Raw genomic sequence first — 19,484 nt, forward strand, 5'->3', positions numbered from 1 at the left:
CTTTTCCTTATGGATGCCAAATGTTTACGGCGTTGTCGCCTTGCGACAACGCCGTAAACACGGCTCGATTTCACCGTAAACGCAACGCGATTTCGCCGTAAAAGAAAAGCGTTTCTGCCGTCAATGCAGGACCGCTTCATCGGAATGCCCGCCCGTCCCATGTAAAGGTGCGGGGCGGCAGGGCGGCCTTCAGACGCGGTTTGTCGGCTGCAAGGGCCACCGGGGCCGTGCCCTGCAGGGTGATTGTGGCCGTCTGCGGTGCGAGTGTGGCGGCCACAAGCACCAAGCCTGTGGCGGTGCGCAGCGCGTCAAAATCGGCCACGGCCATGGTGTCGGGCCGTGTCCAAAGTGCGGTGCGCCAATCGGCCCAAGGGCGGTCGCCCACGAGCTGTGGCTGCTCCAGGGGCTGCCAGTCCTGCGTGTAGAGCGTCAGCTCGCTCTCGGGTTCGGGAGCCAGCCACGTCTTGACCACACAGAGCAGGGAGTCGCCCGTGACAGAGGGCAGCCGCTTGAGCTGCATCACCATCGACTCGTTAAGCGTGAGGCGAATGTAGTCGGCCGTAATGGTGTCCATCTTGCTCTTGCCCTGTAGGCCGTTGTCCACGTCGCCGCTGAGTCCCATGCCGATAAACTCGGTCATCTCCAGCCTGTGGTTGCGGTCGATGTAGGGAATCACGGAGTCAGGCATGGCGTTCCACAGCTCCACCATGGACTTGGCCTGGAGCTGAAGTGCGGCTGCGAGCGACAACAAAAGGAGTATCTTTTTTTTCATGTTTCTGAGGAATGGTCGGGATGAAGTGTGTGGGCGCGGCTACAGATGCCACTTGTATCGGCGGCGGGCGCGCTCGGGTTGGGTCATGAAATCGCGGCTGCCGCCCCCTGCACGGGCCGAGCCGCGGTACTGTCCCCAGCGGGCCCGAATCTTCGACACATAGTCGGCCGTCTCCGCTCCGCGCATGTAACCGTGGCGCACCACGGGGTCGTTGTAGCCGGCCGGCGTGCCGAGCTTGAGCACAAACTCCTCCACTTCGGCCCAGCTATGGGGGTTGCGCCCGTTTTTCCGGGCCAGGGCCATGGCGTCGCGGATGTGGAAATGGCCGCCGTTGTAGCTGGCCAGCACAAAGTAGATGCGGTCTGCAGCAGGCACGTCGGCAAAGAGACCACCCAGCTCGCGTATGTATTTGGCGGCGGCGGCAATGTTGTGTTCGGGGTCGAAGAGGCTGCCCTGGTCGAGCCCCAGATGGCTGGCCGTGGCAGGCATAATCTGCATAAGGCCGCACGCCCCGGCCCAAGAGCGGGCCTGCGGATCGAAAGTGGACTCCTGGTAGCACTGGGCAGCCAGCAGCCGCCAGTCCCAACGGGCCAGCGCGGCATACCGCTGGAACAGATGGTCGTAGCGCGAAATGACACCCCCGGCACGGTTGAGCATGGGCGAGTAGACGTGCCGGCGGATGCTCTTGGTAGAGAGCAGGAAGCGCTCTTCGCGCTGCATGGCGGCCATCATGGCGGGCCGGAACCAGCGGTTGAGCGTGTCGGCCAGTTCGCGGTTGCCCGTCTGGACGGCCCAGGCCGTGCGGGCCGAATCGACGCGGGCTCCGGCAAAGGCCACGCCCCGAAGCGTGCGGGGCAGCTGCACGGCCACGATGTCGCCCTCGCCGCGCCTGAGACGACGCACCAGTTCGGTGGTGTCACGGCACACCTCTACCCGCAACGACACCCCCAGCGACTGGGCAAACCGCTCGCAGAGCATGTACTCCACGCCCAGGCTGCGCCCGTGGTAATCGTAGTAAGTGTCGGCACCGGAGAGAGTGAGCACGATGAGTTCGCCGTTGTTCACAATGTCGTTCAGGCCGAAAGCAGCCGTTTGGGGAAGCGAGTCTTCGCCCACTATGGTGCCCCAGGGAGTGGTCTCCCGGTGTGACTGCTCCGTGCAGGAGGCCATCACCACGCAGAGGAACAGCAGGGAAAATACAGGGTATAAAACTCGCATACTCGAATCATTTGGGCACAAAAGTACTATTTTTATTGCACAATAACACGAAAAAGCGTACATTTGCACGTATTTTTAAGATAATTATTAAAAAGCAATCCAAGTTCAAGGCCCTATGTTAAGAATAGCCGTTCAGTCCAAAGGCCGTCTCTATGACGACACAATGAACCTGCTCGCCGAGGCAGACATCAAGGTGAATCCCAGCAAGCGCACCCTGCTGGTACAGAGTTCCAACTTCCCGCTGGAAGTGCTTTTCCTGCGCGACGACGACATTCCGCAGAGCGTGGCCAGCGGAGTGGCCGACATTGGCGTGGTGGGAGAAAACGAGTTTGAGGAGCACCAGGAGGACGCGCACATCATATCGCGGCTGGGGTTCTCGAAGTGCCGCATGTCGCTGGCCATCCCCAAGGGCGTGAACTACTCGGGGCTGTCGTGGTTCGACGGCCGCAAAATAGCCACCTCCTACCCTGGCATTCTGCAGCGGTTCATGAACAAGAACGACATTCGGGCCGACATTCACGTGATTACGGGCTCGGTGGAGATCAGCCCTGGCATCGGGTTGGCCGATGCTATCTTCGACATTGTGAGCTCGGGCTCCACGCTGGTGCACAACAATCTGAAAGAGGTGGAGGTGGTGATGCAGAGCGAAGCCCTGCTCATTGGCAACTGGAAGATGGACGAGGAGAAACACAGCATCCTGAACGAAATGCTGTTCCGCTTCGAGGCCGTGCGTTCGGCGCAGGACAAGAAATATGTGATGATGAATGCGCCCAAGGACAAAATCCGGAAAATCACCGAGGTGCTGCCGGGCATGAAGAGCCCCACCATCATCCCCCTTTCCGACCCCGACTGGTGTGCCATCCACACCGTGCTCGACGAGAAACGCTTCTGGGAAATCATAGGCAAGCTGAAAGACCTGGGGGCGCAGGGCATTCTGGTGTCGCCCATTGAGAAGATGATACTTTGACGAGAAACATGAACACGATAAGATTCCCGCAAAAGAGTGAATGGGCGGCCATTGTGGAGCGGCCCCGCCTGGACGTGTCGCAGCTGGAGGCCACGGTGTGCAGCGTGCTGGACGACGTCAGACAGCACGGAGACGCGGCCGTGAAGCGATACGAGGAGATGTTCGACCACGTGTCGCTCGACGCGCTGGCCGTGACCGAGGCCGAGATAGACGAGGCCATGACACTTGTGGACGACGAGCTGAAAGCCGCCCTCGAACTGGCCCATCACAACATAGCCCAGTTTCATGAAGCCCAGGCTTTTGCCGGAAAGAAGATAGAAACGGTGGCGGGCGTGGACTGCTGGCAGAAGAGCATCGCCATAGAGAAAGTAGGGCTCTATGTTCCCGGCGGCACGGCCCCCCTGTTTTCCACGGTGCTGATGCTGGCCACGCCGGCGAGGATTGCAGGATGCCGCGAGATCGTGCTCTGCACCCCACCCGACCGACAGGGCAAGGTGAACCCGGCCATACTGGCTGCAGCCAGGGTGGCCGGGGTGAGCCGCATCTTCAAGGCGGGCGGCGTGCAAGCCATAGGAGCCATGGCCTACGGCACGGAGAGCGTGCCAAAGGTGTACAAAATATTCGGACCGGGCAACCAATACGTGATGGCAGCCAAGCAGCAGGTGAGCCTGCACGACGTGGCTATCGACATGCCGGCCGGCCCGAGCGAGGTGTGCATCGTGGCCGATGCCCACTGCAACGCTGCATTCGTGGCGGCCGATCTGCTCTCGCAAGCCGAACACGGCATCGATTCGCAGGTGTTGCTCATCACCACGGCGGAGGAGACGATCGAACGGGTGAAGACCGAAATAGACCGGCAGCTGGGCCGGCTGCCCCGCAAGGAAATGGCCGAGCGGGCGCTCGCCAACTCCAAACTGGTGTTGGTACACGACGAAGACGAGGCCATGGCCCTGAGCAACGCCTATGCGCCGGAGCATCTCATCCTGGCTACAGACAACTATGAGGAGCTGGCGGCCAAGGTGGTGAATGCGGGAAGCGTGTTCATGGGCAAGTGGGCCTGCGAAAGCGCGGGCGACTATGCCAGCGGCACCAACCATACGCTGCCCACGCACGGGCATGCGCTGGCCTACAATGGGGTGAACCTGGACAGCTACAACCGCAAGGTGACGTTCCAGTATCTGTCGGAACAGGGCGTGAGAAGCATCGGGCGGGCCGTGGTGTGCATGGCCGAGAACGAGCAGCTCGAGGCACACGCCAACGCCATGCGGCTGCGATTGCAACGCGTGGAGCAACAGCCGGAAGCCTGACCCCAAAGACCCGCCACACCATCAAAAAGCAAAGGAGAACGAAAAGATGAAAAGTTTGGAATCACTGGTCAGACCCAACATCTGGCGGCTGGCCCCCTACAGTTCGGCACGCAACGAATATTCCGGCCACGAGGCGCATGTGTTTCTCGATGCCAACGAGAATCCCTACAACCGGCCTTTCAACCGCTATCCCGACCCGTTGCAGCGGGAACTGAAGGCTCAACTGTCCAAAATCAAGAAAGTGCCGGCCGAGAATATCTTCCTGGGCAACGGGTCGGACGAGCCCATCGACTTGGTGTACCGCGTGTTTTGCCGCCCCGGAATCGACAACGTGGTGGCCATTGAACCCACCTACGGCATGTATGCCGTGTGTGCCGACATCAACGATGTGGAGTACAGGCCCGTGCCGCTGGACGAACACTATCAGATGGATGCCCGGGCTTTGCTGGATGCCTGTGACGAAAACACAAAGGTAATCTGGATTTGCTCGCCCAACAATCCGACGGGAAACAGCATGCAGCAGGAGGCCATCGAGACGGTGGTGCGCGAGTTTGAGGGCATGGTGGTGGTGGACGAGGCTTACAGCGACTTCTCGTCGGCCGAACTGTTCCGTACAAAAATTGCGCGGTATCCCAACTTGATTGTATTCAACACCATGAGCAAGGCGTGGGGCTGCGCCGCCATCCGCTTGGGCATGGCCTTTGCCAGCAGGGAGTGTGTGGAACTGTTTAATAAGGTGAAGTACCCTTACAACGTGAACCTGCTCACCCAGCAACAGGCGCTTGAAGCCCTGAACGGCCGCGAGGATGTGGAGAAATGGGTGACGTTGCTGCTGCAAGAACGCGGCCGCCTGACAGCAGCTTTCAGGGAACTACCCATCTGCCGGGCGGTATATCCCACGGATGCCAACTTCTTTCTGGCCAAAATGACGGATGCCCAAGCCATCTATGACTATCTGGTGGCCAAGGGCATCATTGTGCGCAACCGCACCCGGGTGACACTTTGCGAGAACTGTCTGCGCGTGACGGTCGGCACCAAGAGCGAGAATGCCGAGCTGCTGAGCGCACTGCGGCAGTATCCTCAGGAATCGCGACGGGCAAGATAGTCGTAATAGAACCAATAAGTTTTGCCGTAGCTGTCGCGTAAGGCGGCATAGCGTTCGGGCGAATGGGCATACCGGGCTTCGAGCTCGGTATAGTCGTCATAATCGGCATCCATCACGGCCTCGTGGTAGACGATGTAAGGATGGGCGTGCAGATGGGTGTAGAGCGTGAGGGCCTCGCGATAGTGTTTGGGCAAGGATGCGTTCACTTTATAGTATCGCGGCAGAAGCCTGACGAAGTCGTCGAGCCGCTTGTCCAGCAGACAGGCGCAGAGCAGCCAGTCGTGAGCGGCAGGGGTGGCCCACCGCTTTTCATGCAGTTTGGCCAGATAGGTGGCGGGCCGCAGCTTCTGCCGGAAGACCACGCCCAGGTGACGATAGAGCCGAGACTCGGGCACCATCATGAGTTTGACGGAACCGCCGTTGGGCAGCATGGCGTCCGACCGGCCCGTCAGGGGATACTCGAACAGACGCTCGCCCAAGGCATGCTGCTCGGAGAGGGCCCAGATGCGGAGCATGGTGAGGCTGCTGTCGGTAGCTGCCTCCTTGACGCCTACGCCCGTGGCGGCGGCAAAACGCCCGGCCAAAAGGTGGCTCTCCATGCGCATGCGCATGTGAAACACCTTGTCGGAACAGCCGACGGCACTCGTCGCAGAGGTCATGACAAGCATCAAGAGCATGTTGAGCCACAGCGTTTGCAAAGGCGAGCAACGGCTGTTGGGCACCTGTTCGAGGAAGTCGAACTGGCGGCACACCCACACCGCGACGACAAATACCACGATGAGCAAGGGGAGCAGCCACAGCCAACGGCCCAGATAGCCCTCAATGTCCATATGGGGAGAAACATCGGTGAGCATGGCCAGCAACAAGAGCGAGGGAAAATAGGTGAGTGCATGGAACTGCCCATGGAGCCGGGTGCCGGCGCAGACGCCCACCTGAACAAGTTGCAGCACCAGCGTGATGAGCACGGTGCCGACGATGCTGTTGTAGTGGGTGGCTCCGTGAGAGAGCACGTGCTGGGTGACGGCCAGAATGCTGTCCTGATAGTTCTGGAGGTAGAGAACTGAAAAAAGAATGAAAAAAATGGCGCAGATGAGTCGCTGGACCACTGCGCCATTCTTGCTGTTCCACAACATTGCGTGTCTGATTGGTTGGTCTATACAAGAAAGAGGGAGCCCTGAACGCGGGCACCCCCGGAAAAGTTTAGTTGCGTCTGAGAACCACGGCCGAGCGTGCAGGGATGTAGAGTTTGAGCCACTCTTTGTGATCCTTGGCGTAGAGCTCGTCGTAGTTGGTGAGATGCGTCACGCTGTCATCGGCCAGTCCGTTTCCGCCAAAGGCCTTGGCATCGGTGTTGAGCACCACGCTGTAGGAGCCTGTGGGCACAAGAAAGCCATAGTCGACAAACGAACGGGTGGGCGAAAAGTTGAAAACGAACACGAGATCGCCGCGCATGAAAGCCAGCACCTGGTCGCCGTCGTTGTGCCAAATCTCCTGAACGGGGGTGGTATTGAAGTTCTTCTCGCTCTTGATGACAGACAGCATTTCGCGGTCGAAGTCGCCCAAATAGTGATAGTCAAGCTCTTGATTGTCAACGAGGTTCCACTGGCGGCGGGCATACTTGTAGCTCCAGCCGTTGCCCTCGCGCGGAAAATCAATCCACTCGGGATGGCCGAACTCGTTGCCCATAAAGTTGAGGTAACCGCCGTTGATGGCCGATGCCGTGACGAGGCGTATCATCTTGTGCAGGGCTATGCCGCGGTGTACCACATCGTTCTCGTCGCCTTTCTTGAAATGCCAGTACATGTCGGCATCGATGAGACGGAAGATGATGGTCTTGTCGCCCACGAGTGCCTGGTCGTGGCTCTCGCAATAGGAGATGGTCTTCTCGTCGGAGCGTCGGTTTTTGACCTCCCAGAAGATGCTGCTGGGCTTCCAGTCTTCGTCGCGCAACTCCTTGATGGTCTTGATCCAATAGTCGGGAATGTTCATGGCCAGCCGATAGTCGAAGCCGTAACCGCCGTCGGCAAACTTGGCGGCAAGTCCCGGCATGCCGCTCACTTCCTCGGCGATGGTGATGGCCGAAGGGTTGATTTCGTGGATGAGACAGTTGGCCAGTGTGAGGTAGCAGATGGCATTGTCGTCTTCGTGACCGTTGAAATAGTCACCATAGTTGGTGAATGCCTCGCCCAGCCCGTGACTATAGTAGAGCATGGAAGTGACACCGTCGAAGCGGAAACCGTCGAAGTGGTATTCTGAAAGCCAGTATTTGCAGTTGGAGAGCAGGAAATGAATGACATCGTCCTTGCCATAGTCAAAGCAAAGACTGTCCCAAGCCGGATGCTCGTGGCGGTCACCGGGATAGAAATACTGATTGGGGTCACCGGCCAGATTGCCCAATCCCTCGACCTCGTTCTTTACGGCATGGGAGTGAACAATGTCCATGATGACGGCAATGCCCATCCCATGGGCAGCGTCAATAAGGGCCTTGAGCTCCTCGGGCGTGCCGAAACGACTGGAGGGAGCAAAGAAAGAGCTGACGTGATAGCCGAAACTGCCGTAGTAAGGATGCTCCTGAATGGCCATGACCTGAATGCAATTGTAGCCGTCCCGGGCTATACGGGGCAGAATATTGTCTTTGAATTCGGTGTAGGTGCCCACCTTTTCGGCATCCTGCGACATGCCAATGTGGCATTCGTAGATGAGCAAAGGATTCTTCTGGGCACGGAACTTGGGCTTTTTCCAGACGTAGACTTCCTGTGGGGCCCATACCTGAGCCGAGAATATCTTGGTTTGCTCGTCCTGCACCACGCGCTGGGCCCAGGCCGGAATGCGCTCGCCTTCTCCCCCATTCCACTTGACATGAATCTTGTAAAGATCGCCGTGTTTCATGGCTTTGGCGGGTAGTTTCAATTCCCAATTGCCGGAGTCGGTGATGCGTTTGCAGCGGTATTTTTCGTCTTCCGCCCATCCGTTGAAGTCGCCCACAAGATAGATGTCGGTGGCATTGGGCGCCCACTCGCGGAATACCCAGCCGCCACGACTGCTACGGTGCAGTCCGAAATATTCGTAGCCGTTGGCAAATTCGGAAAGCGGCAGCTTGCCGTTCTGCGTCAATTGATTGATTTTCCACAGCGCATGGTCGTGGCGGCCACGGATGGCCGACTCATAAGGTTCGAGATAGGAATCATGAGCAACGATGCCGATGTGGCGAGGAGACCTGCGATTGGTGGTCTTGGCTGCTGCCGGCTTAGAGGCAGACGTGGATGGTTTGGAGTTCTTTGTTGCCATAGGGTATCATGATAAAAGTTAGTCGATAGGGCTGTTACGGATGGGCATACGGCTATGCCTTGACCTTGAAGATGGCCTTGAGAAGCTGTGGCTGGTCGGTGATGCAAGGGGCATGTCCGTCCTGCGGGAAGAAGATGGCAAACTGCCCGGGGTGGATAGTGACATAGGTTTGACAGGGTGACCCCGGGTATTTGGCAATGTCTTTCTCCTCGTTGAAGCTGGCAGGAGGAAGTGCAGCCACTGGCGTGTAGCCGTAGGTCTCGCTGCCGCTGAGTGGAATCTGGATGTCGATCATGCGGCGATGGCATTCCAAAACGGCCGCTTCGCGGGTCTTGCCTTGGGCCGTCTGTACATTGACAAAAAGGTCCTGCTCCAAGATGGCATGCTTGCCCTCGGGCAAATGTTCCAATGAATGCTGTTTCAGAAACTTGACAACTTCGGGGAAAAGCGGGTTCAGGGCTACATACTTCTCCAAATGGTCTAACGTGTCGATAATCATAACGGTAATATCTTGATGGGATGAATGGGATGCGGACAATGGGGAAAGTGACTTAGTTGTCGTTGAATCGGCGACCGCTTTCGTAGTGGCCGGTGCAGACGACGCGGCCGTTGCCGTCTTTCTCTACAAACCGGCCGTCTCGAATGTCATTGATGTAAGTGCCCTCGAAGCGCTTGCCGTCCTTGCCCTCTTCAATGGCCTTGCCGTTGCGCATGCCGTTTTGGTAAGTGCCTTTGAAGCGAGTGCCGTTGGCATAATGAATGATGACCTCGCCCTCGATCTTGCCTTTGACAAAGTCGCCCTCGAAGATGTCGCCGTTCTTTTTGGTGAGTTTGCCATGCCCGTTCTGCAGGTCGTTCTTCCAGGAACCCTCGTATTTGTCGCCGCTGTTCCAGACAAAGGTGCCAGTCCCGTTGCGGCTGCCCTCGACAAAGTGACCAGTGTAGCGGTCGCCATTGGCATATTTGAAGATGCCCTCTCCGGTGCGCTCGCCCTGGTCGTAGTCGCCCTCATACTGGTCGCCGTTCTGGAAATGATAGATGCCGCGGCCTTGCTGTATATCGTCTCGCCACTGCCCTTTGTAGACATCACCGTCGGCATACTTGTTGATGCCATAGCCCGAGCGTTGGTTGTTGGCCCATTCGCCTTCATAAGTGGTGCCGTCCCCCCAGTCGAAGAAGCCTTTGCCCTCTTTCTTGTCGGCTTTCCATTGGCCTTCGTAATAGGCTCCGCTGGCATAGGTGTAACGGCCCTTACCCTGGCGTATGTCACGATACCAGTCGCCATTGTACTTGTCACCGTTAAAATAATACATAATGCCGTGACCCTGCTGATAGTCACGGAACCAGAGCCCGTCGTACTTGTTGTTGTTGTTGAAGTAATAGATGCCGCGGCCATGCTGCTGGTTCAGCAACCACTCGCCCTCGTATTTCTCGCCGTCGGAAAAGGTATAAATGCCAAAGCCCTGACGTTTGCCTTTGACAAAATCGCCCTCGTAGACGTTGCCGTTCTCAAAGAGCACACTCCCCTTGCCGTGAGGCTTGCCCGACGACATCTCGCCCTTGTAGGTACCGTGAATGCCCATTTCTTCTATCGTGCATGAGCCAAGCGTAATTTTTTGCGCCATGCCGGAAACAGGAAGTAGCAATAGTAACAAATTGAATATCTTATTTCTCACCATTCAAGCGTTTAATTTGGTCAAAGATAGCAATAATAATTGGAACGGGAAAGGGCAGTTGAGGTTTTTATGACAACGGGGAGGCTATTTAACATTATTAAATAGACACCATTCTTCTTTATTTTGTAACTTTGCTTCACACTTTAAAATCGTAAGAGCATGAAGATAACAGCTATTGTTCCAGCCCGGTACGCTTCGTCGCGTTTCCCGGGCAAACCCTTGGCCCTGCTGGGTGGCAAGCCAGTGATAGAGCATGTGTATGAACAGGTGAGCCAGGTTGTTCCGGAGACGTGGGTTGCGACCGATGACGAGCGAATCAAGGATGCCGTGGAGACTTTTGGCGGCAAGGTCGTCATGACGCGCCGCGACCATCAGAGCGGGACGGACAGAATTGAGGAGGCTGTAGAGAAGATAGGCAGCGATGCAGACATCATTATCAACATTCAGGGCGACGAGCCGTTTGTGCAGGCTTCGCAAATCCGGACGGTATGCCAGCTGTTTGAGGATGCCGAAACCCAGATTGCCACCTTGGGCAAGCCTTTCGACACGATGGAAGCCGTGGACAATCCCAATTCGCCGAAGATTGTAACGGACGTGAGGGGCTTTGCTCTTTACTTCTCGCGGTCGGTCATTCCTTTCGTGCGGGGCAAGGTGCACGACGAATGGCTGGAACATTTTCCTTATTTGAAACACTTGGGCATCTACGCCTATCGGCGCGAGGTGTTGCGTGAAATCACGCGGTTGCCCCAGTCGCCACTGGAACTGGCCGAAAGCCTCGAGCAGCTGAGGTGGCTGCAACAGGGTTATCGCATCAAGGTGGGGCTGACCCATGTAGAGACGATAGGCATAGACACTCCGGCCGATTTGGAACGGGCGGAGGCTTTCTGGCGCAAGCAGAAAAAAGCGTAAGGGAGTTAACCCTTACGCATTTCCTGAAGAAGCTCTTTCTGATGTGCGGTGAGATTGGTTGGGAGCTTGACATGATAGGTGATGATGAGGTCGCCATAGGTGCCGTCGCCCCTGTCGTAGCCCTTGCCGCGCAGACGAACCTTGGTGTCGTTTTGCGTTTCGGGCTTGATTTTCAGCTTGATTTTACTGTTATTACGAAGCTGAAGAATCACCTCACCACCCAACAATGCGGTATAGAGATCGATGTTGACCTTGAGGTTCATCTCGCCGTTGTTCATACGACTGCCAGTCTGCCGGGATGCGCGTCGGCCACCCATGTTGCCAAACAGATCCTGAAAGAAGCTGGAGAACATGCCGTCTCCGCCACCTGCATTCGAGAAATCGAAGCCCTCAAAGGGCGAACCGGCGCCTGCTCCCTGATAGGAGCCCCCGCCCTGCCCCGCCTGGCGGAAAGCATCCGCCTCCCGCCAGTTCTGCCCAAACTGGTCGTATTTCTTTCGTTTCTCCGGGTCGCCAATGACATCGTATGCCTCGTTGAGTGCCTGAAACTTGGCTTTCGCCTTGGGGTCGTCAGGGTGCAGGTCGGGATGGAACTGCTTGGCACGCTTGCGGTACGCCTCGCGCACATCTTTCTGTGGGATGTTTGCATCCACTCCCAGTATCTTGTAATAGTCTATAAATGCCATAATCTGTCCTCCTTATAATGGTGATAAGTCTACCCTGTTCTTAGCAAAATACATGCCAAGGTCTTGCATCGGAACATAAAAAAGCTGGACTCCATGAGGAATCCAGCTTGATGAATCTTCTTGTAAAAGTGCACCTTATGCTTCAGCAGGAGCTTCAGTCTGTGCTTCGGCAGGAGCTTCAGTCTGTGCTTCGGCAGGAGCCTCGGCCTGTGCTTCAACGGGAACCTCGGTCTGTGCTTCAGTCTCTGTTGCATTTTCAGCAGCCTTTGCAGCTTCGGCCTCTGCCTTTGCAGCTGCCTCGGCGGCCTTCTTGTCGGCCACTTTCTTGGCAATGGCCTCGTTGATTTTCTTCTCGGCCTCGAGTTCCTTGGCCACAGACTCCTGACGGCTCTTGGCTACAGCATTGCGTGTAGCGGCGGCCTTCTGGTCTTTCTCGGCTTTCCAAGCATCGAACTTCTTCTGACAGGTTGCCTCGTCGAAAGCACCTTTCTTGACACCGCCTTTGAGATGCTTCATCATGTAAACACCCTCGGACTTGAGGATATTGCGCACGGTGTCGGTGGGCTGTGCACCGCACTCTACCCAGTGCATGGCGCGCTCAAAGTTCAAATCTACGGTTGCAGGATTGGTATTGGGATTGTAAGTACCAATCTTCTCTGTAAATTTACCATCACGTGGAGCTCTTACGTCAGCGATAACGATTTTGTAGAATGCGTAATTCTTGTGACCGCCACGCTGTAATCTGATTTTTGTTGCCATTTGTTTAAATAACTTTATTTGGTTTGAACTAATGCCACCAACTCGTGGTAGCGGCTGCAAAGGTACGCTTTTTTATTCTGACCGCATGACCGGGGAGCCGTAAACCGTTGGTGATTACATTTTTTTAAGAAATGCCCGGGAGCCTTGCGGGGCTCCCGCAAGGCTCAAAAGGATCGCCGCGAGCCTTGCGGGAATACCCGAAGGCCTCAAAAGGATCGCCGCGAGCCTTGCGGGAGCCCCGCAAGCTTCAAAGGGAACGCTGGGAGCCTTGCGGGAACTCCCGAAGGCCTCAAAAGGATCGCTGGGAGCCTTGCGGGAACACCCGAAGGCCTCAAAAGGATGGCTGGGAGCCTTGCGGGAACACCCGAAAGCTTCAAAAGGATGGCCGGGAGCCTTGCGGAAACTCCCGAAAGGCTCCCGGGAATGGCCACGAGAAAAACCCCAGCAGTGTTTTCATAGTCCCGAACACTGCTGGGGTTTGCACTTCTCGTTGGAAAGAGCGGGGGATGCGCGAGGACAAAACCCGGCCGCCCCCGCTTACATCAGTCCCCGTTCGCGCAGTTTCAGCTGCCAGTCCCATGCGGAGCGCAGCACGTCTTCCAAGGGCGTGTCTGCCCTCCAACCAAGCACTCGGTTGGCTTTGGAGCAGTCGCCCCAAATCTTTTCGATGTCGCCCTCACGACGGGGACCGTATTTCCAGTTGAGCTTTACGCCGGTGGCTTTCTCGAAAGTCTCGACAATTTCCAAGGTGGAATTGCCGTTTCCCGTACCAATATTGAAGTATTCGATGGGCTCGGTGTCCTGGTCCAGCGTGCGGGCCATGGCTGCCACGTGCGCCTTGGCCAGGTCGACGACATAGATGTAGTCGCGGATGCAGGTGCCGTCGGGCGTATCGTAATCGTGCCCAAAGATAGTCAGCTCCTTGCGAATGCCCATGGCCGTCTGCGTGACGAACGGAATCAGATTGGCCGGCACGCCGTTGGGCAGCTCGCCAATCAAGGCCGTCGGGTGGGCCCCGATAGGATTGAAATATCTCAATACGATGCTCTTGATGTCTGCACCGCTGTGGATATAGTCAAAGATAATCTGCTCGTTGATCTCCTTGGTGTTGCCATAGGGAGAGGTTGCCTTCTGATGAGGGGCGTCTTCGGTGACGGGAAGGTTCTCGGGCTTGGGCTGGCCGTAGACCGTGCAGCTGGATGAAAAGATGATGCCTTTGACGTGATATTTGGGCATAAGCTCCAGCAAGTTGACCAGAGAAACGATGTTGTTGCGGTAGTAAAGCAGGGGCTTCTGCACGCTCTCGCCCACGGCCTTGCTGGCTGCAAAGTGGATAATGCCTTCAATGTCGGGGTACTTCTGGAACACAGCCTCCGTAGCGGCCTTGTCGCGAAGGTCTACCTGCTCGAAAGCCGGCCTGACGCCGGTAATCTGTTCAATGCCATCCAAGACCTGAATGTTGGAATTGGAGAGGTCGTCGACGATGACAACCTTGTAACCTGCCTGTTGCAACTCTACCGTGGTATGGGAACCGATGAAGCCGGTTCCGCCGGTAACGAGAATGGTTTGTTTCATTGTATATGTGGAATAATTGATGAATCTGCCACAAAGTTAAGAAAAAAACTCAATACGGGCAAAGTGCCGTCGCATTTAAATCTAATCCAGACCAAACAATACTTTCAGGCCGCCGTCGACGCCGGAGAAGCCCATGAAAGCCAGCGACAGCAGACCTGCCGTGACCAGAACAATGGCCATGCCCTGCATGCCCTTGGGGATTCTGACCAGTTCCAACTGCTCGCGAATGCCGGCAAAGACCGTCAGGGCAAGGGCAAAGCCCAGGGCCGTTGAGAAAGCATAGGCCACACTCTGAAGCAGGTCATAGTCTTTCTGGATGACAAGGATGGCTACACCCAAGACGGCACAGTTGGTGGTGATGAGGGGCAAGAAGATGCCCAAAGCCTGATAAAGGGCCGGACTCGCTTTTTTAAGGATGATCTCGACCATCTGTACCAAGGCCGCGATGATGAGGATAAAAGTCAGCGTCTGCAAATATTGGAGTCCCAAGGGGTTGAGTATATAGATTTGCACCAGCCAGGTGACGACAGTGGATAGTGTCAGCACAAAGGCCACGGCAGCCCCCATGCCCATGGCGGTCTCGATTTTGCGGGAGACGCCAAGGAACGGACAGATGCCCAGGAACTGGCTGAGAATGATATTGTTGACAAATATCGCGCTGATGAATATTAAGAGATATTCCATTTGGTCATTGATTGAGGGGTACTACGTTAGTTGGCTCTCACCTTATTAAATATAGCTACAAGAAATCCCAGTGAAAGAAATGCACCTGGAGGCAGCACGAAGAGGAGTATGTTGGTTGTCTCGGGCAGCAGCTGGAAGCCAAAGAGGCTGCCTGCTCCGAGAATCTCGCGCATGGCTCCCAGCAGCGTCAGCGCCAACGTGAAGCCAAGGCCAATCCCCAGGCCGTCGCAGAAGCTCTCCAAGGGTGTGTGCTTGCAGGCAAAGCTCTCGGCACGTCCGAGGATGATGCAGTTGACCACTATCAGCGGGATGTAGATGCCCAGTGCCTTGTTAATGCTGTCGGGAGCATAAGCCGACATGAACATTTGCAGGATGGTGACAAAGGCTGCTATCACCACGATGAAGACAGGAATGCGCACTTTGTCGGGGGTGACGCTTTTGATGCACGAAATGACGGTGTTGGTGCAGACCAGCACCAGCATGGTTGCCAGTCCCATGGACAGACCGTTGACGGTGCTTGTCGTCGTGGCCAGCGTGGGGCACATGCCCAGCAAAAGGACGAAGGTGGGGTTCTCCTTGACCAGGCCGTTGGTTATGATTTGAAGATGATTCATGATTTATCCCTTTCTTTTACTTGTTGGCATTGACCGTCCGATGTTCATGCGTCACCAACTGGCTATAGGCTGCATAGGCCTGATTCACAGCCTTGAGAAAAGCACGGCTTGTAATGGTAGAGGCTGTAATGGCATCCACCTGTCCGCCATCCTTGCTCACGGAGAGGAGCGCCTCGTTGGGACGCATGCCAATGATGTCGCCCTTGCCTCCTTTCTGGAACCAAGTTTGGGCCTTGGCTCCCAGACCGGGTGTCTCCGATGTCTGCAAAATGGTGTAGCCCAGTATGGTGCCTTGCGGATTGAATCCCACCAGCACCCTGAGGTCTCCGCCGAAGCCCAGTGTCGTGCTTTCCACAGCGGCGCCGAGAGGGCGTCCGTTTCGGTCGGCAGTTTGGTGAACAACGAAAGTAGCCTCCTTTCCATCCATGGATAGTTTCAGCGTATCGTTGGCCGTCACGGTGAGTCCTGTCGTCCCCATGACTTCCTGAATGCCGTCGGCCAGCGTTTTTTCAGCCTTTTCGGCAATCGGGCCTTCGGTGATATGATTCACCCACGCCAGCAGCACACCCGTGATTAGCGCACAGCCCACGAGCACAAGTATGAGGTTTTGCAGTGAAGAACTGATTTTTTTCATGACATTTCTCCTACTTGTTATTGGCCGGCACTTCACCAAAGCGCTTGGGTTTCACATAAAAATTGATAAGCGGGGTGCAGGCGTTCATCATCAAGATGGCAAACGACATACCTTCCGGATAGCTGCCCCAGTTGCGGATGACCACTGTCAGGAAGCCAATGACGACTCCATAAATCAGCTGTCCCCTGTGGGTCATGGGCGACGATACGTAGTCGGTGGCCATAAAGATGGCTCCCAGCATGAGTCCGCCGCTCAGAATCACTTGTATGGGATTGGCGTAAATGGGGTTGACTGCATGCAAAAGTCCGCTGAATATGAAGACGGTGAGGATGATGCTTACAGGGATGTGCCATGTGATGATGCGTTTCCAGAGCATGTAGCCCAATCCCAGCAACAGGGTCAGCGCACATATTTCTCCCAACGTGCCTGCACCGAGTCCGTTTCCTGCATTGCCCAGCAACATATCCATCGCACTGGGCACCTTGTCGAGCAGACTGGAATCGCCGCTTTTGATGGCCTCTTTCATGAGGCTCAACGGGGTGGCGCCCGTCGTGGCATCGGTATAGGCAGTCTGCTGTCCGCCTATGGGCCAGCTGGTCATGGCCGCCGGAAAACTGACCAGCAAAAAGCAACGGCCTACCAATGCCGGATTGAAAATGTTGCAGCCCAGCCCGCCAAAACTCATTTTGCCCACGCCTATGGCCACAAGTGCCCCAACCAGAATCATCCAGATGGGGAAGTTGCTGGGGAGGTTCATACCCAGCAGCAAGCCAGTAAGCATGGCCGAGCAGTCGGTGAGCGTGGTGGGACGGCGGAGCAGGTATTTGGTGATCGACCACTCAAAAAACATGCAGGCGGCCACACTTGTCAGGCAGACGACCACAGAACCGAGCCCGAAATAGTAAAAGGAAACCAAAAGCGTTGGGAGAAGGGCAAGAATGACTCCTCGCATATTCGCCTCGATGCTGTCCGTGCCATGGACATGCGGCGATAGTGAAACGACTAATTTACTCATGTCTAAATCCGATTGTATGCAATCGTTGATGTTTCTTTTATTTCTTGTTTCTCGCTTTGATAATGTTCATGACAGCAGCTTTGCCCTGCAGGATATTGTCCAGCAAAGGACGATGGGCCGGGCAAGTGAACTGGCAGGAGCCGCAGGAAATGCAGCTTGTCACCGCCTCGGCTTCGAGCCGCTCATACTTCTGCAAGGCCGACAGTGTTGCAATGAGGTAAGGCTCCAGCCCCATGGGGCACACTGCAACGCACTTGCTGCAGCGTATACAGGGCTGCACAGGTTTGCGATGCGCCTCCTGCCCAGTGAGTACGGTAATCGAATTGGTGCCTTTGCACACGGGCACGTCCAGACTGCTGACAGCCTTGCCCATCATGGGGCCACCCGCCAACACCTTGTTGTCGCCTTCGGGCATGCCTCCACACGCTTCGATGAGCTGGCCAAAGGGGGTGCCCATACGCACCAGGAAGTTGCCCGGCCGGGCGATTCCCTTGCCTGTCACCGTGGTGTAACGCTCGAAAAGAGGCTTGTTCTTCATCACGGCTTGATAGACGGCAAAGGCCGTTCCCACGTTATGCACCACTGCACCTACACTGACTGGAATGGCCGGCGGGGCCGGAACCTGTCGGCGTATCACGGCATCCACCAGTTGTTTTTCTCCTCCTTGTGGATATTTTTGCGCCAAAGGCACCACCTGGATGCGAGCATCTTCGCGTGCTCGTTCCGTGAGCAGCCGAATGGCTTGCGGTTTGTTCTCTTCAATGCCGATATAGCCTTGGTCCACGCCAACGGCTTTCATCAGCAGCTGTATGCCTACCATGATCTCGCCGGCGTGCTCCATCATCAGCCGATAGTCCGAGGTGATGTAGGGTTCGCACTCCACCCCATTGATGATGACACAACTGGCCTTGCTGCCGGGCGGCGGTGTCAGCTTGATAAAGGTAGGGAATCCGGCGCCGCCCATACCCGTAACGCCGGCCTCCTTGATACGGGCCACGATCTCTTCTGGGGTAAGCTCCGGATGGGCGGCCAGCGTCTCCAGCCGCTCCGAACGGTCGATTCGTTCCTCCCACTCGTCCCCCTCCACGTTGACATAGATGGCCGGTTGGCGATACCCCGTGGCATCTATGGCCATGTCCACTTTGGCCACAGTGCCCGACACCGAGGAGTAGATGGGAGCAGAGACAAAGCCTCCGGCTTCGGCAATCAGTGTGCCCACCTTGACTTTGTCCCCGCGACGGACAACCGGTTTGGCTGGTGCTCCGATGTGCTGCCCCAGGGGGAATATGGCTGTCTTGGGCAGTTCGGCTGCCACGGTTACGGCATCGGTCGACAATTTGTTCTCTTCGGGATGGATGCCTCCAATACGGAATGTGTGCAATTTCATACGGCTGCCTCCTTGATTTCAATCTTCTTTTTCACGGGAAAGTTCACTTTGACGATGGCCCCTGTCGGACATTCGTCGACACACTTGGTGCACAGACGGCACTTGTTGAAATCGATATAGGACAGGTTGTTCTCAATCGTAATGGCATCAAATGAGCACGCTTTCTCGCACTTGCCACAAGCGATGCAAGCCACCTGGCACGCTTTGCGTGCCGCGGCTCCCTTGTCTTGGTTCACACACTGCACGTAGACGCGGCGGTTCTTGGGTCCTTTCTTGCGCAATTCGATGATATGACGCGGACAGGCTTTGACGCATGCACCACACGAAGTACATTTGTCATCGTCCACTTCGGGCAGCCTGGTTTCCGGGTTCATGCGGATGGCATCGAACTGACAGGCCTGCACGCAGTCGCCACAGCCCAGACAACCATAGCCGCATGCCGTCTCGCCGGCACCTGTGGCGTGCATGGCGGCACACGTCATCAAGCCGTCATATTGGGCGATGCGCAGCCGATGCTCGCACGTACCATTGCAGCGCACCACGGCAACCTGCGGTTCCGTATTGGCCACGGCCATGCCCAACAAGTCGGCGACCTGTCCCATCACTTCCTGCCCACCGACAGGACACATCAGTCCGTCGATGGAACCCCGTTCAGCACCTTTGACAAGAGCGTCGGCCATGCCCGAACAACCGGCAAAACCACACCCGCCGCAGTTAGCGCCGGGCAGTGCCTCCTGCACCTGTCCGATGCGCGGATCTTCATCCACAGCAAACTTCTTGGAGACCATGTAGAGCACCACGGCTGCAACCAGTGCAATGGATCCAAGAACAATGACTGCATTCAAAATAAAATCCATAACTTTTTTGTATTCGCTTTTCTTGATATAA

The 19,484-nt window shown here is 56.3% G+C and carries 19 protein-coding genes; 4 read left to right on the top strand and 15 right to left on the bottom strand.

What is annotated here, in order from left to right; translation table 11 throughout:
* Positions 1 to 136: 136 nt before the first annotated feature.
* Positions 137 to 772, bottom strand: coding sequence for a DUF3256 family protein (locus PREDE_RS03350; protein WP_005843315.1), 636 nt, complete (start codon positions 770 to 772; stop codon positions 137 to 139).
* A gap of 39 nt (positions 773 to 811) precedes the next feature.
* Positions 812 to 1,990: an MltF family protein gene (locus PREDE_RS03355; protein WP_005843314.1), complete on the bottom strand. Its 1,179-nt coding sequence runs from the start codon at positions 1,988 to 1,990 to the stop codon at positions 812 to 814.
* Between the two features lie 115 nt (positions 1,991 to 2,105).
* On the opposite strand from PREDE_RS03355, the gene hisG reads away from it, so the two are divergent.
* The 3 genes from hisG to hisC are packed head-to-tail and all read left to right on the top strand — an operon-like array spanning position 2,106 to position 5,369.
* Positions 2,106 to 2,957 carry an ATP phosphoribosyltransferase gene (gene hisG / locus PREDE_RS03360; protein WP_005843312.1) on the top strand — a complete coding sequence of 284 codons (852 nt, stop codon included), beginning with the start codon at positions 2,106 to 2,108 and terminating at the stop codon, positions 2,955 to 2,957.
* An 8-nt stretch (positions 2,958 to 2,965) separates the two neighbouring features.
* The gene (gene hisD, locus PREDE_RS03365; protein ID WP_005843310.1) at positions 2,966 to 4,264 is read left to right on the top strand and encodes a histidinol dehydrogenase; all 1,299 of its coding nucleotides are present in this window, start codon (positions 2,966 to 2,968) and stop codon (positions 4,262 to 4,264) included.
* 46 nt (positions 4,265 to 4,310) lie between these two features.
* Positions 4,311 to 5,369, top strand: coding sequence for a histidinol-phosphate transaminase (gene hisC, locus PREDE_RS03370; RefSeq protein WP_005843309.1), 1,059 nt, complete (start codon positions 4,311 to 4,313; stop codon positions 5,367 to 5,369).
* On the opposite strand, the gene PREDE_RS03375 is transcribed toward hisC, so the two are convergent.
* From PREDE_RS03375 to PREDE_RS03390, 4 genes are all read right to left on the bottom strand, one after another.
* Positions 5,345 to 6,502 carry a DUF6057 family protein gene (locus tag PREDE_RS03375; protein ID WP_005843308.1) on the bottom strand — a complete coding sequence of 386 codons (1,158 nt, stop codon included), beginning with the start codon at positions 6,500 to 6,502 and terminating at the stop codon, positions 5,345 to 5,347. The two genes, hisC and PREDE_RS03375, sit on opposite strands and share 25 nt — an antisense overlap.
* 67 nt (positions 6,503 to 6,569) lie before the next feature.
* On the bottom strand, positions 6,570 to 8,657 hold the full coding sequence (locus PREDE_RS03380; RefSeq protein ID WP_005843307.1) for an alpha amylase C-terminal domain-containing protein: 2,088 nt from the start codon (positions 8,655 to 8,657) through the stop codon (positions 6,570 to 6,572).
* Positions 8,658 to 8,709: 52 nt separating this feature from the next.
* Positions 8,710 to 9,156, bottom strand: coding sequence for a YhcH/YjgK/YiaL family protein (locus tag PREDE_RS03385; RefSeq protein ID WP_005843306.1), 447 nt, complete (start codon positions 9,154 to 9,156; stop codon positions 8,710 to 8,712).
* Positions 9,157 to 9,208: 52 nt separating this feature from the next.
* Positions 9,209 to 10,336 (bottom strand): MORN repeat-containing protein, encoded by a 1,128-nt coding sequence (locus PREDE_RS03390; RefSeq protein ID WP_005843305.1) that lies wholly within the window; start codon positions 10,334 to 10,336, stop codon positions 9,209 to 9,211.
* 156 nt (positions 10,337 to 10,492) lie between these two features.
* Here PREDE_RS03390 and kdsB point away from each other — a divergent pair, with 156 nt between their 5' ends.
* Complete coding sequence (gene kdsB, locus PREDE_RS03395; RefSeq protein ID WP_005843304.1) at positions 10,493 to 11,242, top strand: 3-deoxy-manno-octulosonate cytidylyltransferase; 750 nt, start codon at positions 10,493 to 10,495, stop codon at positions 11,240 to 11,242.
* A gap of 5 nt (positions 11,243 to 11,247) precedes the next feature.
* Here kdsB and PREDE_RS03400 read toward each other — a convergent pair whose 3' ends face one another.
* The 9 genes from PREDE_RS03400 to PREDE_RS03440 all read right to left on the bottom strand — a co-directional run bounded on the left by PREDE_RS03400 (position 11,248) and on the right by PREDE_RS03440 (position 19,453).
* Positions 11,248 to 11,928: a DnaJ domain-containing protein gene (locus PREDE_RS03400; protein WP_005843302.1), complete on the bottom strand. Its 681-nt coding sequence runs from the start codon at positions 11,926 to 11,928 to the stop codon at positions 11,248 to 11,250.
* A gap of 135 nt (positions 11,929 to 12,063) precedes the next feature.
* Positions 12,064 to 12,687, bottom strand: coding sequence for a 30S ribosomal protein S16 (locus tag PREDE_RS03405; RefSeq protein WP_005843300.1), 624 nt, complete (start codon positions 12,685 to 12,687; stop codon positions 12,064 to 12,066).
* Positions 12,688 to 13,224: 537 nt separating this feature from the next.
* Positions 13,225 to 14,262, bottom strand: a complete 1,038-nt coding sequence (galE, locus tag PREDE_RS03410) for a UDP-glucose 4-epimerase GalE (RefSeq protein WP_005843298.1) — start codon at positions 14,260 to 14,262, stop codon at positions 13,225 to 13,227.
* 81 nt (positions 14,263 to 14,343) lie between these two features.
* Positions 14,344 to 14,946: an electron transport complex subunit RsxA gene (gene rsxA / locus PREDE_RS03415; RefSeq protein WP_005843295.1), complete on the bottom strand. Its 603-nt coding sequence runs from the start codon at positions 14,944 to 14,946 to the stop codon at positions 14,344 to 14,346.
* 26 nt (positions 14,947 to 14,972) lie between these two features.
* Complete coding sequence (gene rsxE, locus PREDE_RS03420) at positions 14,973 to 15,560, bottom strand: electron transport complex subunit RsxE (RefSeq protein ID WP_005843293.1); 588 nt, start codon at positions 15,558 to 15,560, stop codon at positions 14,973 to 14,975.
* Positions 15,561 to 15,576: 16 nt separating this feature from the next.
* A complete protein-coding gene (locus PREDE_RS03425) occupies positions 15,577 to 16,194 on the bottom strand; it encodes an RnfABCDGE type electron transport complex subunit G (RefSeq protein WP_005843290.1) in 618 nt (205 codons plus the stop codon).
* 10 nt (positions 16,195 to 16,204) lie between these two features.
* On the bottom strand, positions 16,205 to 17,209 hold the full coding sequence (locus PREDE_RS03430) for an RnfABCDGE type electron transport complex subunit D (protein WP_005843288.1): 1,005 nt from the start codon (positions 17,207 to 17,209) through the stop codon (positions 16,205 to 16,207).
* Positions 17,210 to 17,246: 37 nt separating this feature from the next.
* Complete coding sequence (gene rsxC, locus PREDE_RS03435; protein WP_005843287.1) at positions 17,247 to 18,596, bottom strand: electron transport complex subunit RsxC; 1,350 nt, start codon at positions 18,594 to 18,596, stop codon at positions 17,247 to 17,249.
* Positions 18,593 to 19,453 (bottom strand): Fe-S cluster domain-containing protein, encoded by an 861-nt coding sequence (locus PREDE_RS03440; protein WP_005843285.1) that lies wholly within the window; start codon positions 19,451 to 19,453, stop codon positions 18,593 to 18,595. Before PREDE_RS03440 ends, rsxC begins: the two co-directional genes overlap by 4 nt.
* Between the last annotated feature and the right edge of the window lie 31 nt (positions 19,454 to 19,484).

It is taken from the genome of Prevotella dentalis DSM 3688 (assembly GCF_000242335.1).
Taxonomy (GTDB): Bacteria; Bacteroidota; Bacteroidia; order Bacteroidales; family Bacteroidaceae; genus Prevotella; species Prevotella seregens.

Coding starts and splice junctions, on each gene's coding strand:
- PREDE_RS03350 (WP_005843315.1), bottom strand. CDS start 772: ATGAAAAAAAAGATACTCCTTTTGTTGTCGCTCGCAGCCGCACTTCAG.
- PREDE_RS03355 (WP_005843314.1), bottom strand. CDS start 1,990: ATGCGAGTTTTATACCCTGTATTTTCCCTGCTGTTCCTCTGCGTGGTG.
- hisG (WP_005843312.1), top strand. CDS start 2,106: ATGTTAAGAATAGCCGTTCAGTCCAAAGGCCGTCTCTATGACGACACA.
- hisD (WP_005843310.1), top strand. CDS start 2,966: ATGAACACGATAAGATTCCCGCAAAAGAGTGAATGGGCGGCCATTGTG.
- hisC (WP_005843309.1), top strand. CDS start 4,311: ATGAAAAGTTTGGAATCACTGGTCAGACCCAACATCTGGCGGCTGGCC.
- PREDE_RS03375 (WP_005843308.1), bottom strand. CDS start 6,502: ATGTTGTGGAACAGCAAGAATGGCGCAGTGGTCCAGCGACTCATCTGC.
- PREDE_RS03380 (WP_005843307.1), bottom strand. CDS start 8,657: ATGGCAACAAAGAACTCCAAACCATCCACGTCTGCCTCTAAGCCGGCA.
- PREDE_RS03385 (WP_005843306.1), bottom strand. CDS start 9,156: ATGATTATCGACACGTTAGACCATTTGGAGAAGTATGTAGCCCTGAAC.
- PREDE_RS03390 (WP_005843305.1), bottom strand. CDS start 10,336: ATGGTGAGAAATAAGATATTCAATTTGTTACTATTGCTACTTCCTGTT.
- kdsB (WP_005843304.1), top strand. CDS start 10,493: ATGAAGATAACAGCTATTGTTCCAGCCCGGTACGCTTCGTCGCGTTTC.
- PREDE_RS03400 (WP_005843302.1), bottom strand. CDS start 11,928: ATGGCATTTATAGACTATTACAAGATACTGGGAGTGGATGCAAACATC.
- PREDE_RS03405 (WP_005843300.1), bottom strand. CDS start 12,687: ATGGCAACAAAAATCAGATTACAGCGTGGCGGTCACAAGAATTACGCA.
- galE (WP_005843298.1), bottom strand. CDS start 14,262: ATGAAACAAACCATTCTCGTTACCGGCGGAACCGGCTTCATCGGTTCC.
- rsxA (WP_005843295.1), bottom strand. CDS start 14,946: ATGGAATATCTCTTAATATTCATCAGCGCGATATTTGTCAACAATATC.
- rsxE (WP_005843293.1), bottom strand. CDS start 15,560: ATGAATCATCTTCAAATCATAACCAACGGCCTGGTCAAGGAGAACCCC.
- PREDE_RS03425 (WP_005843290.1), bottom strand. CDS start 16,194: ATGAAAAAAATCAGTTCTTCACTGCAAAACCTCATACTTGTGCTCGTG.
- PREDE_RS03430 (WP_005843288.1), bottom strand. CDS start 17,209: ATGAGTAAATTAGTCGTTTCACTATCGCCGCATGTCCATGGCACGGAC.
- rsxC (WP_005843287.1), bottom strand. CDS start 18,596: ATGAAATTGCACACATTCCGTATTGGAGGCATCCATCCCGAAGAGAAC.
- PREDE_RS03440 (WP_005843285.1), bottom strand. CDS start 19,453: ATGGATTTTATTTTGAATGCAGTCATTGTTCTTGGATCCATTGCACTG.